This is a genomic window from Nocardia sp. NPDC050630 (assembly GCF_044457245.1).
Classification (GTDB): domain Bacteria; phylum Actinomycetota; class Actinomycetes; order Mycobacteriales; family Mycobacteriaceae; genus Nocardia.
Genome location: NZ_JBITGN010000007.1, coordinates 65875 through 81428 on the forward strand (window position 1 = coordinate 65875; position 15554 = coordinate 81428).

The window sequence follows — 15554 nt, forward strand, 5'->3', positions numbered from 1 at the left end:
CTGCGACTAATGCACCAGCGCGGGTGCGTCCGCGACTTCGGGCAGCTGCGGCTTGGTCCGCGGCAGGAATGCCGCAGGCACCAGGGTCAGCACCATGAGCACCACCGCCACGATGTAGGTGTGGCTGAATGCCGTCGCGGCCTGGCTCAATCCGGTCTCGACCGCACCGGGCGGCAACTTCGCCGCGATCGAGGGATCATAGTTCGACGCGATCGCGGGCTTGGCGAACGGATGCTGGTTCAGCAGGCTGCTGAGCACCACCGACATCGTAGCGGTGCCGATCGACCCGGCGGACTGGTTGATGATGTTCATCAGCGTCGTACCACGCGCGACCTGCTGGTGAGTCAGCGTCTGGATCGCCGCCGTCATGGTCGGCATCATGGTGCAGCCCATGCCGAGGCCCATCACGAACAGTGCGCCCAACATGAACGGATACGACGTATCCGACTTCAGCTGCACGAAGAACAGCGTGCCGAGTGAGATCAGCGAGATACCGGTCATCACGATCTTGCCCGGTCCGATCTTGTCGACCAGTCGACCCGCGATTGGCATCGTCAACATCGCGCCGAGGCCCTGCGGGACCATCAGCAAACCGGCCGCCATGGCCGTTTCGCCGCGCACCTGCTGCAAATAGGTCGGCAGCAGCAAGCCCGCGCCGAAGAAGGCGGTCGCGAACAGCACCATGGTCAGCACCGCGAAGGTCAGCGACCGGTTGCGGAACAGGTGCAGATCGATCAGCGGATGTTCGGTGCGCAGCGCGTGCAGGACGAACAACACGATGAGCACCAGACCGATGGCTGCCGGTATGAGCACCTTGGCCGCGATGACCGTGCCCTCACCTGGAATCGAGGAGACGCCGAACAGGAACAGCGCAAGCCCCGGCGAGGCCAGCAGCATGCCGAGGAAGTCGAAGGATTCCGACGGCTCCGGATTATCCGCGGGGAACACGATGAAGGCGAGTACAAGTGCGATGACACCGACCGGAACATTGATCAGGAAGATCCACTTCCAGCCGTAGCTGTCGATCAACCAACCGCCCAGGATCGGACCGCAGATCGGGCCGAGCAGCATCGGCACCCCGAGCACCGCCATCACCCGCCCGACGCGTTGCGGACCGGCCGCGTGGGTCATGATCGTCATGCCGAGCGGCATCAGCATGCCGCCGCCGAGACCCTGGACAACGCGGAAGGCGATCAGCGTCTCCATACTCCAGGCCTGGCTGCACAGCACCGAGCCGAGCACGAACAGCGTCAGCGCGAGCATGTACAGCCGTTTGGTGCCGAACCGGTCCGCCGCCCAACCGGTCAGCGGGATGACGCTGGCCAGCGCGAGGGTGTAGCCGGTCATCGACCAGGCCGCGATCGCGGTGGTGGTGTGGAACTCGTTCTGGAATTTGGGGATCGCGACGGTTACAACGGTGATGTCCAGGATCGACATGATCGCGCCGAGCACGACCACCCCTGCCACCTTGAAAACCGCGATGTCGAGCTTGTCAGTCGCGGGATCCGCTGCGGCCGACGTGGTATCCGGAGGATGTGTCACCGCTTAAGCCTTGCACCTCAGCGACCAAATCACCAGCCTATTCTGCGACCTTCGCCACACCTGGGGTCTGCCATGATCTCGCGGGGGTAGCGGAGCCGGATGATGGCCGACGTGACTTCGCAGATCTTCGATGCCGAGTTCGCCGCGAATCCATGGCCCATGCTGCGGCGATTGCGTGCGGACGGCGGGGTGCATCGGGTACGGACACCCGACGGCCCGCCCGCCTGGCTGGTTACCCGGTTCGCCGATGTCCGGGCCGGACTGCTCGACAATCGGCTCTGCACCCAGCCGCGCTATGCCGGGGAGACGGACTACCGCGGATTCGTGGTGCCCGCACCGTTGGACCTCGGATTCCTGGAGAGCGAACCGGCCGACCATGCTCGGTTGCGGCGGGCGGTCACCGCCGAGTTGTCGCCGCGACGGCTCGCCGAATGGGCGCACACCGCGCCGGCATTGGTGTCGGCTGGTCTGGCGGAGGTGGAGACAGGCGTCACGATCGATCTCATCGATCGGTTCGCCGTTGGGCTGCCCGCGACTGTGCTCGGCGAGTTGCTCGGGTTGGCCGCACCGGAGCGCGAGGCGTTATTACGTTGGGCGCGTTCGACATTGCTGCCGAGCGCTACTCCCCCGCGGGCTCGTGACACGCTGACGACCATGCGCTCCATCGTCATCGCGACCATCGAGGGGGCGCGGGGCGACACTGTGCTCGGGCGGCTGGTGCGTTCGAGTACCGAGACCGGTTCGCCGAGTGCGCACGAGCTGGCCTCGATGATCTTCTATCTGCTGTTCGTCTGGTACGAAGTGCTCGTCGACCTGATCGCCGGATCCGCACTGGCGCTGCTCACTCACCCGGATCAACTCGCGGTGCTGCGCACCATGTCCGATACCCGACCGGCGGTGGACGAACTGTTGCGCTACCTATCGCCGCAGGTGGTTTCCGGGCCGAGATTCGCCAGCACCGAACTCGATATCGCGGGGCGCACCATCTGTTCTGGTGACACGGTGCTGCTGTGCCTGGCGTCGGCAAACCGCGATCCGGACATCTTCGAAAATCCGGACGATCTCGACCTCACACGCAGCAATAATCCGCAGTTGGGACTTGGGCACGGCGGACATACATGCCTCGGCACCGCTTTGGTTCGGACCATCTCCGGAGCCGTGCTGGAGACGCTGTTACTGGACGGCCGGGCCCCGACGCTTGCGTGTGATCCGCGAGATATCCAGTGGCGCTCAGGTTTTCGGCACCGTGGGCCGCTCGTTTTGCCTGTCGTGTTGCCTCGATAGCTCGACGAGCAGCGCTTCTCAGTCGCCGGGATCTTCTGCGCGTTCTGCCCCATCCGCAACACGGTATTCGTCGCGAGGCGCCGACGACCTCGCCGTGGGTGCCCCGTCGGCGCGGTCGAGACCGCCGAGGCGAGTGCTCCCGAGCTTCGGGGTGGCTACCGATCAGTCCTGCGGCCCCGGCGACTTCCAAGACGGATCCCGGCCGAACCATCCCGCTAGCCGATCGTAGGCGGGAGCGTCAGGCGGTACGGGCACCTCGAGGTCGAAAGCCTTATCCGGGCCACGGAATTCCGGGCGCAGCATCTTGTGCGACCAGGCAAGTCCGTACTCGGCGACTTCCTGGTCGAGGTCGATGGTCTGGTCGGTCGCGCGGGCGAGATCCCAGGCGTGCATGGCCAATTCGGTGATCTGCTGGTCGGCTCGGCTGCGCAGCGGCGCTTCGGCGCCGCCCGGCAGCGGAACCGGGCGTTCCAGGTCCGCGTGATGCCAGACATCCAGGACGGGCGCGGCGGCCGAGCGGTACTCCGCCGCCCAATTCGCACTCAACTCGGCGGGCGGCGCCCCCCAATCGGCCATCTCGCCGCGCGCCGAAGCCAGGAAGTTCCGCAGGCTCTGCGCGATGACATGTCGCACGAGCGCCTGCACATCCCAGCCGACACAGGGTGTCGCCAGCGTCGCCTGCTCGGGCCGAATCGCCGCGATGACCGCACCCATCTGGGTCAATGCGCGGTCCAACAGGTCCACGGTTGGGTCAACGGTATTCACGCCTGTCGATTCTGCTCCGCGACCGCCGCGCACAACGCGGAACGCGCAACTCGGCCGACTACACCGATGCCCTCAGCGAGGAGCGGATCGGCGGCCTCCAGATCAACGGACGCGATAAGGCGCGAGTGGACCGAGTAGGGGCGACACAGGCCTGGCACATGCCCTCAGCGCGGAGCGGGTTCGGCCACCTCCGGATCAACGGACGCGATAAGGCGCGAGTGGACCGAGTGACGGCGACACAGGCCTGGCACATGCCCTCAGCGCGGAGCGGGTTCGGCCACCTCCGCATCGACAGACGCAATAAACGCGCAACTCGGACCGAGTGACGGCCACACAGGGCTGGTACATACCCTCAGCGCGGAGCAGGTTCGGCCGCCTCCGGATCAACGGACGCAGTAACGCGCGACCGGGACCGCGTAACGGCGACACCAGTCAGGCAAAGGACACCGCCGAGGATGGTAGGTGCGCCGGGCACCTCGTCGAGCGCGAGCCACGACATCAGCACGACGAGCGCCGGGACCGCATAGGTGGTCACGCCCATCTTTCCGGCAGTAGTGCGGGCAAGTGCGTAGGCCCAAGTGGTGAAAGCCAAAGCCGTCGGGAAGACGCCGAGGTACACCAAGCTCAGGGTGGACGACAGCGGTGCGTCGGCGGCCTCGATCACCAATTGCCACGAGAACGGCAAGCACGCGACAGTTCCGATGACCGAGCCGAAGGTGACCACCTGCAATGCTGATGCGGTCGCGAGCGCCGGTTTCTGCGCAATGGTCGATGCGGCCCAGACGACAGCCGCCAGCAGGCACAGTACGACACCGAGCACCGCCGCGCCGCCGCCATCGGATGTCGATACTCCGACGACGATGGTTCCGGCGAACGACACGACCAGCCCGATCATCAGCCGGACCGGAAACCCTTCCCGCAGGATCACTCCGCCGAGCACCGCGATCAGCACCGGACCGATGCCGACGACCATCGCGGCGGTCCCCGCGTCGACATTGCGCTCACCCCAGTTCAACGCCACCATGTAGACGCCGAACCACAACACCCCGGAGGTGACGATGCCCGGCCATGCGGCCCGCGGCGGCAGGCCCTCACCCCGGATGAAAAGCACCGTCACCAGCGTGATCGATGCGGCGAGCAATCGCCCGAGCGCCAGCGCGCCCGGCGAGAAGTCGTGTCCCGCACTGCGAATGAACACGAAGGCCGAAGCCCACAGGACCACCGTCACGGCGGCTGCGGCAATGGCTTGCCGCTCGACCGACCCATTCGCACGCACCATGGGCCGAACCTAGATCAGCCGATCGACAAGTTCCAGCGGTTTTCGGACGCGGACAAGCCGGTCGGACGGGTAATCGGGAGCTCCGATCGTCCTTCGACCAGCGACTACAACGCGAGCAACGCCTCGATTACTGGCGACGGCACCGCCTCGGGGCTCGCACAGGGGAATTGCGCCAGCAGCTTCCGCGCTTCGTCGCGGGACAGCCCACCATCGCCGGTGAGTACCTGCAGTGCGTGCGCTTCGGGCAGGGCTGCGAGCCACGCGATGGTGTTGCTTACCAAGGTCTCCGGATCGATCTCGCCGTGGACCCGCAACCGGGCCACGCCGCCGTCGGGGTACACATCGAGCCGGACGTGGGTGACCGGTGCGCCGACTCCGATCCGGAAGAAGTGACGCGCATCCGGCTGCAGCCGCGTGCGTGGCAGCAATTCGGTCCATGTCGACGGATCATCCAGATTCGCACCGGAATCGGCATCCGTCCCACGCAGCACCGCCCAACCCGGCGCATTGCCGACATAATTCGAGGTGTCGATCTCCACGCGCCGAATCGTCCCCCGCGCCCCCAACCGCACTGTGACATGATCATTGCCCGCATCGCGCCGACGCGCACCCTCCCAGCCCTCGTCCATCTGCCGCGAACGGCCTGGCAGCAGGATATTGGTCGGTGCGGAGAAGAACATATCGGAGCAGTCGACCACGTCACCGCCGTGTTCCAGGGCGGCGAGATCGACTGTGCCACTGAGGAAACGGGGATCGGGCAGCGGCGTTCCGTGGACACGGAAGCGGGCAACGCCGCCGTCCGGGTAGATCGAGAGCCGGATATGGGTGAAGCGGCGCTCGTCGGTGACCTCGAAGAAGTTGTCGGTATTGCCCGCGATATCCGACTTCGCGACCAATGTCACCCATTCCGCCTGCTGCAGTTCGGCCGGGGACGGCTGCCCCTCCACACTCGTCGCCTCGACCGAGGCGAAGGGCGGGAAATTGCCGATGAACCAGGAAGTGTCGACGACGACACCGTGCACCCGGCCCGGTACACCGAGCCGGACGACCGCGTGGTCATTGCCGGTCTCGCGCCGACGTCGCGTTTCCCAGCCGTCGTAGGTTTTGCCCTTGTGGCCGAAGTCCTCGGTGCTGAAAACCGCACGGCCGGGTCGGATCAGGTTCTCCCGCTCGGCGAACAACTCATCATTGGCGTAGACAACGCTGCCCGCGAGCGCGCGGGAGGCCAGATCGGGTAGTCGGGTGAAGGCGGGGGCGGATTGATCGGTCATACTTCTCCTCGGGCCAGGAGCCGCCCCTGCGGCTCGTCATCGATATCGATTCGGTTGCCGCGCAACCAGGTACCGCGGACCGCACCCGCGAGTGGGCGGGCCGCGTACGGTGTGACGGCGTTCTTGTGGTGCAGGCGATGCACGTCGACGACGAAGGCGTCATCGGGTGCGAAGACACAGAAGTCCGCGTCGTAGCCGACCTCGATGGCGCCCTTGCGGTGCAGGCCCGCGTGTTCGGCGGGTGCTCGGCTCATCCATCGCGCGACATCGACCAGAGTGAATCCGCGCAGTCGCGCTTCGGTCCAGACGGCCGAAAGTCCGAGCTGCAGTGAGGAAATACCGCCCCAAGCGCGGGCGAAGTCGCCGGTATCGAAGCATTTCAGGTCGGCGGTCGATGGTGAGTGGTCCGAGACCACCATATCGATGGCGCCATCGCGCAACCCTTCCCAGAGCAATTCGCGATTGCCGCTCTCTCGGATCGGTGGACAGCATTTGAATTGTGTCGCCCCGTCCGGAATTTCCTCCGCGGCGAACGACAAGTAGTGCGGGCAGGTCTCGGCGGTGATCCGGACGCCGTCGCGGCGGGCCGAGGCGATCATCGGCAGCACATCCGAACTGGACACGTGCAGAATGTGCACGCGGCAACCGGTCCATCTAGCCAATTCGATTACCTGGGCGACGGCCAAGTTCTCCGCACCGCGCGGGCGCGAACGCAGAAAGCCGGAGTACTTGTCCCCCCGGGGAATCGGTGCATGTTCGATGGCGTGCGCGTCCTCCGCGTGCACGATGAGCAGACCGTCGAACGAGCGGATCTCCCGCATGGCCAGTTCCAGCTGAGCAGCGTCCAGTGCCGCGAACTCGTCGACGCCGGAGTGCAGCAGAAAACATTTGAAGCCGAATACACCTGCGTCGTTCAGCTGCCGCAGATCCGCCACATTTCCGGGGATCGCTCCGCCCCAGAAGCCGACATCGACGTGCACCCGATCCTGCGCGGTCTTGCGTTTCACCTCGAGTGCGGCAAGATCGCAGGTCGGCGGAATGCTGTTGAGCGGCATATCGATAATGGTGGTGACACCACCTGCCGCGGCCGCCTTCGTCGCGCTCGGGAAACCCTCCCATTCGGTGCGGCCGGGATCGTTGACGTGCACGTGCGCATCCACAACGCCGGGCAGCAGTACCTCGTCGGCGGCCAGTTCGACGATCGTTTTCGCGGTCAGGATGGAATCCAGCGGCTCGATCGCCACGATCCGGCCGTTGCGCACGCCGATCGAGCCGCCGGCCTCCCTCGTCGTCCCGATGATCCGCTCCGCGCGGATCACCAGGTCCAATTGTGTGGGGACCGGTGCGATCGTCTGGATCTCGGAGTTCTTCCGCATCACACAACTCCATCGGAAATCATCGGAATCTCCCGTCGAATGTCGTTGCGCCGCAACTATTTCGGTAGGTAGCCGCGACAATGTCATCGGCCGTCCGCGACACTGCGCTCCGCAGATGCCACCCCGGCGGCGTGGCCCGCAGGCACCTGGTCCGTAGCGACCTCCGGCAACCGGTGCACAGCAGAGGACCGCTCCGCCCTGGCCGCCCCAGCAGCGGGGCCGGTAGGCACCTGATCCGAAGCGACCTCCGACGACAGGTGCCCAACAGAGGGCTGCTCAGTCGAGAGATCTGGCGGCAGGTGTTCGGCAGACGGTCGCTCCGCCGTGTGATCCGGCGGCAGGTGTTCGGCGGCGATCCGCATACCCAGCCGTTCGAGCAGCAGTTCGACCTCCGCGAAGCAGCGCGCGATATCGGGTTCGATATCGGCTAGTGCATATGCGGCGGAGAACCCAGCCTCATGCAATCGGTTGGCGGGCAACGTATTCCGGCCACAGACGGCGACGACTGGCACACCCGAGAACCCGGCAGCCGTAGCGACGCCAGCGGGAGCCTTGCCGTACAGGGTCTGCTCGTCGAGCGCGCCCTCCCCGGTCACCACCAGATCCGCATCGGCCACCCGTTCCGCGAAACGGACCAGCTGCAAAACCAATTCGATCCCGGGACACAGCCGAGCACTGAGCACCGCGACGGCCGCGAATCCGACCCCGCCCGCCGCACCGGCACCCGCACGATCGCGCAGATCGGTGCCGGTCGCGGCCGCGACGCAATCCGCCCAGTGGGTGAGCGCCGAATCCAGCTCCGCCACTTGGTCACCGTTGGCTCCCTTTTGCGGACCGTAGACGGCGGCCGCACCGCGCGGACCGGTGAGGGGATTGTCCACATCACATGCGACGGTGATCTCGACCCCGGCGAGCCGTTCCCGCACCGCCGCAAGGTCGATCGTGTGCAGCCGCGCCAATGCCGCACCACCGTCACCGATTTCAGCCCCGTCGGCATCGAGCAGACGGGCCCCGAGCGCCGCGAGTAGCCCGGCACCGCCATCGGTACCCGCACTGCCGCCGATGCCGAGCACCACCCGTCGGCAGCCCGCATCGGTGGCCGCGGCGATGACCTCGCCGGTCCCACGGCTGGTGGCCGTCAGCGGTGCGAACTTCCCACCCGGTAGTCGCACCAGCCCGGATACGTCGGCCAGTTCCACCACGGCGATATCGTCGCGACGGGCATACGCCGTGCACACCGGTTCGCCGGTGGGTCCGGACGCGGTCACCAGGACCGCCTCGAAACCCGCGGCCATTGCGGCGGCGACGGTGCCGTCCCCGCCGTCGGCGATCGGCACCACCGCCACCTCGGCACAAGGCCGGATGCGGTGGATACCGGCGCGGACAGCGGCACCGACCTGCGCGGCGGTCAGCGACCCCTTGAATTTGTCGGATGCGATCAGGACTCGAGTCATCGCGGCTCAGTCCAGTCGCGCGGTCGCGGTCGGGACGTCGGCCGCGGACTGTGCGAGTTCCTCGAATTCGACGATATTGTCGATCTCGAGTCCCATTGACACATTCGTCACCCGTTCGAGGATGACCTCGACGATCACCGGCACCCGAAATTCGGTCACCAGCTTCTTCGCCTCATCGAGGGCCGAACCGATCCATGCCGGATCGAGTACCCGAATCGCCTTGCAGCCAAGGCCTTCGGCGACCTTGACGTGATCGACGCCGTAGCCAGCGAGCTCCGGGCTGTTGATATTGTCGAAGGCGAGCTGCACGTAGTAGTCCATGTCGAATGCGCGCTGCGCCTGACGGATCAGGCCCAGATACGAATTGTTCACCACCACATGGATATACGGGATATTGAACTGCGCGCCGACGGCCAATTCCTCGATGAGGAACTGGAAGTCGTAGTCACCCGAGAGCGCGACCACGGTTGCTTCGGGCTCGGCCGTCGCGACACCGATGGCCGCGGGTACGGTCCAGCCGAGCGGTCCGGCCTGGCCCGCGTTGATCCAGTGCCGCGGCCGGTAGACATGCAGCAGCTGCGCCGCCTGGATCTGCGACAGACCGATGGTGCTGACGTAGCGCACATCGGGCCCGAACGCCTTGTTCATCTCCTCGTAGACGCGCTGGGGCTTGATCGGCATATCGTCGAAGTGCGTCTTGCGCAGCCCCACGTGTTTGCGGTTGCGGCACTGCTCGGCCCACACACTACGATCGGGCAGCCGCCCGGCCGCATCGAGTTCGCGCGCGACCTCGACGAAGACGCGCAGGGCGGCACCCGCATCGGAGGTGATCCCGTAATCCGGGGCGAATACGCGACCGATCTGGGTCGGCTCGATATCGACGTGCACGAAGGTGCGGTCCTTGGTGTAGGTGTCCACACCGCCGGTGTGCCGGTTGGCCCAACGGTTTCCGATGCCGAGCACGAAATCGGATTCGAGCAGGGTGGCATTGCCGTACCGATGTGAGGTCTGCAGGCCGACCATGCCCGCGTGCAGCGTGTGATCGTCGGGAATGGTGCCCCAGCCCATCAGTGTCGGCACCACCGGAACACCGGTGAGTTCGGCGAATTCGACCAGCAGCGCGGCGGCATCGGCATTCACGATGCCGCCACCCGCGACGATCAGCGGCCGCTGCGCCGCATTCAACATCTCGATGGCCTTGACCGCCTGCGCCCGCGTCGCGGCCGGGCGGTGCACCGTCAGCGGCTCGTATGTCTCGATGTCGAACTCGATTTCGGCGAGCTGCACATCGATCGGCAGATCGATCAGGACCGGACCCGGCCGCCCCTCCCGCATCAACCGGAAAGCTTTCTGGAAGGTCCCCGGTACCTGTGCGGGCTCGAGCACCGTTACCGCCCATTTGCTTACCGGTGCGGCGATAGCGGCGATATCGACGGCCTGGAAGTCCTCCTTGTGCAGCTTGGCCACCGGAGCCTGACCGGTGATGCAGAGGATCGGAATCGAATCCGCGCTGGCGGAATACAGCCCGGTGATCATATCGGTGCCCGCAGGCCCCGAGGTGCCGATGCAGACGCCGATATTGCCCGCCGCCGCCCTGGTGTATCCCTCGGCCATATGCGAGGCGGCCTCGACGTGGCGGGCCAGCACATGCTTGATACCGCCGTGTGCGCGCATCGCGCTGTAGAAGGGGTTGATCGCGGCACCCGGCAGGCCGAATGCCTGTGTCGCGCCTTCTTTTTCGAGAATCAGAACCGCGGCGTCCACGGTGCGCATGCGTGCCATGGTCAGTACTCCCGGCCCGACAGCGCTTCGGTCACCTTCAGCAGCCCCGAGTGGTCCAGTGAGCCGTGACCCATCGCACGGGCGGCGGCGATCAACTGCGCGGTCAGCGCACCCAACGGGATCGATACCCCGGCGTCGCGGGCGGCCTGCAGGATGATGCCCATATCCTTGTGGTGCAGGTCGATTCGGAAGCCGGGCTCGAAGTCGCGCTGCAGCATGGACGCACGCTTGAGTTCGAGGATCTTGCTGCCCGCGAGTCCGCCCGCTAGCACGTCCAGGCCCTTTTCGGCATTCGCGCCCAGATTCTCCATCAGCAGGATCGCCTCGGCTATCAGGGCGTAGGTGCCGCCGACGACGAGCTGGTTGGCGGCCTTGACCACCTGACCGGCACCGTTGGGTCCCACGAGGGCGAAGGTCTTGCCGACCGTCTCGAAAATCGGTGTTGCCGCGGCGAAGTCGTCCTGGTTACCGCCGACCATGATCGATAGCCCGGCATTGATCGCGCCCGGCTCACCGCCGGAGACCGGAGCGTCGAGGACCCGCAGGCCATTGTCCGCGCCCTTCTCGGCGATCCAGCGAGCGGTCTTGGGCGTGATAGTGGAGAAGTCGATGTACAGCGTGCCGGGCGCGGCGTGCACCAGCACGTCGGCGAAGACGGCCTCGACGTGCTCGTCCTGCGGCAACATCGTGATGACGATGTCGGAGTCCCGCACCGCTTCCCCCACACCGGAAGCGGCCGAACCGCCCGCGGCCTTCAGCTTCTCGAGTCCGGTCGGACCGATGTCGTAACCGGTCACCTCGTGCCCGGCGGCGACGAGGTGACCCGCCATCGGGGCGCCCATGATCCCCAGGCCGATAAAACCGATCTTGCGCCCACCGGTCGCCCGACCGTCACCCCGCACGGAATCGCTACGCGATGCTGCAGTCATTTCATCCACTTCCAATCCAGCTCGGGGTCTTTGTATTCGAGGCCGATCCAGCCGTCGTAGCCGCTCTCGGCCAGGGTTTCGAAGAGCGCGGCGAAATCGAGTCCGCCGGTGCCGGGTCGGCCACGGCCCGGATTGTCGGCGACCTGGACGTGGCCCAGCTGCGCCGCGTGTGTGCGGATCACCGAATGCAGGTCCTCGCCCATGCGGGCCAGGTGGTACAAATCGCACAGGAAACGCACGTTCGGTTCACCGGTCTGCTCGATGACCTGCACGGCGTGTGCCGCGCTCACTATCGGATAGTCCGGCGATTCAAAGGAATTGAGCGCCTCTAACAAGACCGTGGCACCGATGGCACCGGCCGCCTGCGCAGCCGAACTCAGGTTCTCCAGTGCGAGTTCGTCCTGTTTCTCCGGACTCTCACCCTCGATGCGATTGCCGTACAGGGCGTTCAACGCGCGGCAGCCGGTTTCTTCGGCGATACCGACGGCGACATCGATATTGTCGCGGAACCGGGTGACCTCACTCGGAACCGAGATCAGCCCACGACCAGCCGGGATCAGGTCGATGAAGTTCAGACCGATCAATTCCACACCGGCATCGCGGATCGCGCCCACGAACGCGTCGATCTCCTTATCGTCCGGCGTCGGATTCTCGCCGAACGGCCACCAGAATTCGACCGCGTCGAATCCGGCCCGCTTTGCCGCGGCGGGGCGTTCGAGCAGCGGGAGGTCGGTGAACAGGATCGAGCAATTGACATCGAATTTCGGGAACGCGAGGCCCCCGGCCTGCTTACTCATTCAGCTCCTTGACGGTATTTCTTCCAGCTGCCGATGGCGGTGATATCGATCAGCTCCGGATACGAGGTAGGCGCGCGGCGCAGCAGCATCGACAGGACCGAACGGCCGTCCTCGAGTTCGATGGCGCCGAGTTCGAGTTCGGGTGGTTCGGCAGGTAGCAGCCGCTGTCGCAGCACTTCCATGGGGATATCGAAGAGTTCGCCGGAGATCGAATCGCCGCCGTCGGCGACGGGATCCAGACCCGGGAACCGATCGCCCACCGAATAGAAACGGTAGCGCGGCGCGGTTTTCACTGCACCGGCGAAAGGCGCGCCGTCCAGCAGATGATTGAGCGGTTCGCCGCGCATGGCGGAACCATTCAGAAATATCAACGGCATTCGGTGAATCCTTTGTTCGCAATTTCGTCAATTATGTGACCCGGCGGCACTGCCGGAATAGCGGCGATTAGCCCGAAGCCGATCGGATATCCCGAAGTCGATTTCGTAGGATGCTCCAGCCTCTTACCGAAACCGCGCTCCCCGCGTACCGGGATGGCGATGCACGGCTCACCAGACGGGCAGCAGGTCCCGGTGGATCGGTCCGCCGGTGGCGGTGAGCGGTTGGGCCGAGCCGCCACGGCGCACCGCGACGATCTCGGCGGCAATGGATACCGCGGTCTCCTCCGCGGTCCGCGCGCCGAGATCCAAACCGATCGGCGAATGTAGGTGGGCCAGTTCGGATTCCGTCACACCTGCGGCGCGCAGACCGGCCATGCGCTCCTCATGGGTGCGACGGGAACCCATCGCGCCCACATAGGCCACCGGCAGGCGCAGCGCCACCTCGAGCAGCGGGATATCGAATTTGGCATCATGGGTGAGCACACACAGCACCGTGCGCGAATCGACCTGCGTGCGTGCGAGATAGCGGTCCGGCCACTGCACAACGATCTCATCGGCCTCCGGAAAACGGGCGCGTGTGGCGAATACCGGGCGGGCATCGCAGACCGTGACGTGGTATCCGAGGAAGCGGCCGATCCTGGCGACGGCGGCCGCGAAATCTATTGCGCCGAAGACGATCATGCGCGGTGGCGGTGCATACGATTCCACGAAGACCGTGACCGCCCCGACACCACAGCCGATCTCGCGCACACCGGTCGCGCCGGTATCGAGCATCGCCCTGGCCTCGGCCATGACCATCTCGTCCAAGGCGGCGCCGACCGTCCACCAGGACCCGATCGCCGTGGCCGTACCGGTTCTCAGATCCCGTACCAGTGCCACCGCCTCGTCGGTGCGCAGGATCGCCTCGACGGCGACCCGCTCGACCGCGGTGATCCGCTGGACGAAGATCTCGAGTTCGCCGCCGCAGGTCAGTCCGACCGCGAAGGCGTCATCATCGCTGTATCCGAAGGTTTCGCGCACCGGCCGTCCGGTGCGCAGCACCTCACGGCAGAGTTCGTAGACCGCGCCCTCGACGCAGCCACCGGAAATACTGCCGATGACAATGCCGTCGGCGTCGACCGCCAGCGCCGCGCCGGGCGGCCGAGGGGCGCTTCCGGTGACGCCGATAACGGTGGCCACGGCGTAATCCTTCTCCCCCGCATGCCATTTCCGCAGTTCTGCCGTGAGGTCGCGCATGGTGCTATCCGCCGAGGAGTAGTTCGATGGCCGAGATACCGAAGTATCCGGCGAACACGAGGCTCACCACTCCGATCAGCCAGTGGACTTCCCGGAATTTGCCGCGCGCCAGCTTGATCACCACGTATGCGATCAGGCCCGCGCCGACACCGTTGGTGATCGAGTAGGTAAACGGCATCAGCACGATCGTCAGGAAGGCGGGCACCGCCACCTCCAGATCGTTCCAATCGATCTTGCGGGCCTGGGTCATCATCAGCGGACCGACGATCACCAGCGCCGGTGCGGCGGCCTGGATCGGCACCACGGCCGCGAGCGGGGTGAAAAATACCGCGAGGCAGAACAATCCACCGGTGACCAGGCTGGTCAGTCCGGTGCGGGCGCCCTCACCGACACCCGTCGCGGATTCGACATAGACGGTATTTCCGGCCCCACCGCTGATACCACCGATGACCTGGGAGATACCGTCGATGGTCAGGACCTTGCCGATACCCGGCATGGTGCCCTGGTCATCGAGCAGTCCGGCTTCGTCACAGACGCCGAAAACCGTTCCCATGGCGTCGAAGAATCCGGTCAGCACCAGGGTGAACAGCACGACTCCGGCGACCAGCCCGCCCGCCTCGGCGAATCCGCCGAAGAGGTCGATATTCAGGGCCAACCCGAAGTCGGGTGCGGCGAGGAATCCCTTCGGCTTCTCCGGCACCACCGGACCCCATGTCTGCGGGTCGATCTTCGCCAGCGCGTTGACGCTAATGGCGAGCACCGTCGAGATGGCGATGCTGATCAGGATCGCACCGGGCACCTTGCGGATGAACAGCGCCAGCATCACCAGCAGACCGACCGCGAAAATCACCACGGGCCAACCTGATAGGTGACCGCCCGCCCCGAGGGTGACGGGCGGACCGGTCTGCGCGCCGTGTCCGACCACCCCGGCCGAGACCAGTCCGATCATCGCGATGAACATGCCGATTCCGACGCCGATCGCATTCTTGAGACCGAGCGGGATGGCATTGATGATCATCGTCCGCAGCCCGGTCGCGGCCAGCACCACGATGATCACGCCCATCAGCACGACCAAACCCATGGTCTGCGGCCAGGTCATATGCGGTGCCGCCTGGAAGGCGACCACCGGAACCACACCGAGTCCGGCGGCGAGCGCCAACGGCACATTGCCCGCGACACCCATCAGGATGGTGCTCAGTCCTGCGGAAAATGCGGTGGCCGTGGTGAGTTGAGCGATGCTCAGCTTGTCACCGTTGACATCCGCGACGCCGCCGAGAATCAACGGCACCAAGAGGATGACGTAGGCCATGGCAACGAAAGTGGTAATGCCGCCACGAATCTCGCGGGAAACGGTGGTTCGGCGTTCGCTCAGCCGGAAGAACCGGTCGAGCGCAGACCTTCCGGTCACCGGCCCCGGTGTGCTGGGCTTGGTCTGAATCTGGGTCATTGGCGTGCCCTCCTC

13 protein-coding genes are annotated in these 15554 nt (G+C 65.7%); 1 reads left to right on the top strand and 12 read right to left on the bottom strand.

Annotated features, from left to right (window positions below; genetic code table 11):
- Positions 1–6: 6 nt before the first annotated feature.
- The gene (locus ACIBG0_RS19465) at positions 7–1542 is read right to left on the bottom strand and encodes a DHA2 family efflux MFS transporter permease subunit (protein ID WP_397034214.1); all 1536 of its coding nucleotides are present in this window, start codon (positions 1540–1542) and stop codon (positions 7–9) included.
- Between the two features lie 111 nt (positions 1543–1653).
- On the opposite strand from ACIBG0_RS19465, the gene ACIBG0_RS19470 reads away from it, so the two are divergent.
- Complete coding sequence (locus ACIBG0_RS19470; protein ID WP_397034216.1) at positions 1654–2826, top strand: cytochrome P450; 1173 nt, start codon at positions 1654–1656, stop codon at positions 2824–2826.
- Positions 2827–2988: 162 nt separating this feature from the next.
- Here ACIBG0_RS19470 and ACIBG0_RS19475 read toward each other — a convergent pair whose 3' ends face one another.
- The 11 genes from ACIBG0_RS19475 to ACIBG0_RS19525 form a co-directional block, all read right to left on the bottom strand.
- Positions 2989–3591 carry a TIGR03086 family metal-binding protein gene (locus tag ACIBG0_RS19475; protein WP_397034218.1) on the bottom strand — a complete coding sequence of 201 codons (603 nt, stop codon included), beginning with the start codon at positions 3589–3591 and terminating at the stop codon, positions 2989–2991.
- A 352-nt stretch (positions 3592–3943) separates the two neighbouring features.
- Positions 3944–4870 carry a DMT family transporter gene (locus ACIBG0_RS19480; RefSeq protein ID WP_397034219.1) on the bottom strand — a complete coding sequence of 309 codons (927 nt, stop codon included), beginning with the start codon at positions 4868–4870 and terminating at the stop codon, positions 3944–3946.
- Between the two features lie 104 nt (positions 4871–4974).
- The gene (gene alc / locus ACIBG0_RS19485) at positions 4975–6141 is read right to left on the bottom strand and encodes an allantoicase (RefSeq protein WP_397034221.1); all 1167 of its coding nucleotides are present in this window, start codon (positions 6139–6141) and stop codon (positions 4975–4977) included.
- Positions 6138–7517: an allantoinase AllB gene (allB, locus tag ACIBG0_RS19490; protein WP_397034222.1), complete on the bottom strand. Its 1380-nt coding sequence runs from the start codon at positions 7515–7517 to the stop codon at positions 6138–6140. Before allB ends, alc begins: the two co-directional genes overlap by 4 nt.
- Positions 7518–7600: 83 nt before the next feature.
- Positions 7601–8971 carry a glycerate kinase gene (locus ACIBG0_RS19495; RefSeq protein WP_397034224.1) on the bottom strand — a complete coding sequence of 457 codons (1371 nt, stop codon included), beginning with the start codon at positions 8969–8971 and terminating at the stop codon, positions 7601–7603.
- A 6-nt stretch (positions 8972–8977) separates the two neighbouring features.
- A complete protein-coding gene (gcl, locus tag ACIBG0_RS19500; RefSeq protein WP_397034225.1) occupies positions 8978–10753 on the bottom strand; it encodes a glyoxylate carboligase in 1776 nt (591 codons plus the stop codon).
- Positions 10754–10755: 2 nt separating this feature from the next.
- Entirely contained in the window at positions 10756–11682 is a 927-nt protein-coding gene (locus tag ACIBG0_RS19505) for an NAD(P)-dependent oxidoreductase (RefSeq protein ID WP_397034227.1), read from the bottom strand.
- Entirely contained in the window at positions 11679–12479 is an 801-nt protein-coding gene (locus ACIBG0_RS19510) for a hydroxypyruvate isomerase family protein (RefSeq protein ID WP_397034228.1), read from the bottom strand. The genes ACIBG0_RS19505 and ACIBG0_RS19510 overlap by 4 nt, the downstream gene beginning before the upstream one ends.
- The gene (locus ACIBG0_RS19515) at positions 12476–12856 is read right to left on the bottom strand and encodes a gamma-glutamylcyclotransferase (protein WP_397034229.1); all 381 of its coding nucleotides are present in this window, start codon (positions 12854–12856) and stop codon (positions 12476–12478) included. The genes ACIBG0_RS19510 and ACIBG0_RS19515 overlap by 4 nt, the downstream gene beginning before the upstream one ends.
- Positions 12857–13024: 168 nt before the next feature.
- On the bottom strand, positions 13025–14092 hold the full coding sequence (locus tag ACIBG0_RS19520) for an XdhC family protein (protein WP_397034231.1): 1068 nt from the start codon (positions 14090–14092) through the stop codon (positions 13025–13027).
- Between the two features lie 4 nt (positions 14093–14096).
- Positions 14097–15539, bottom strand: a complete 1443-nt coding sequence (locus ACIBG0_RS19525) for an NCS2 family permease (RefSeq protein WP_397034233.1) — start codon at positions 15537–15539, stop codon at positions 14097–14099.
- Between the last annotated feature and the right edge of the window lie 15 nt (positions 15540–15554).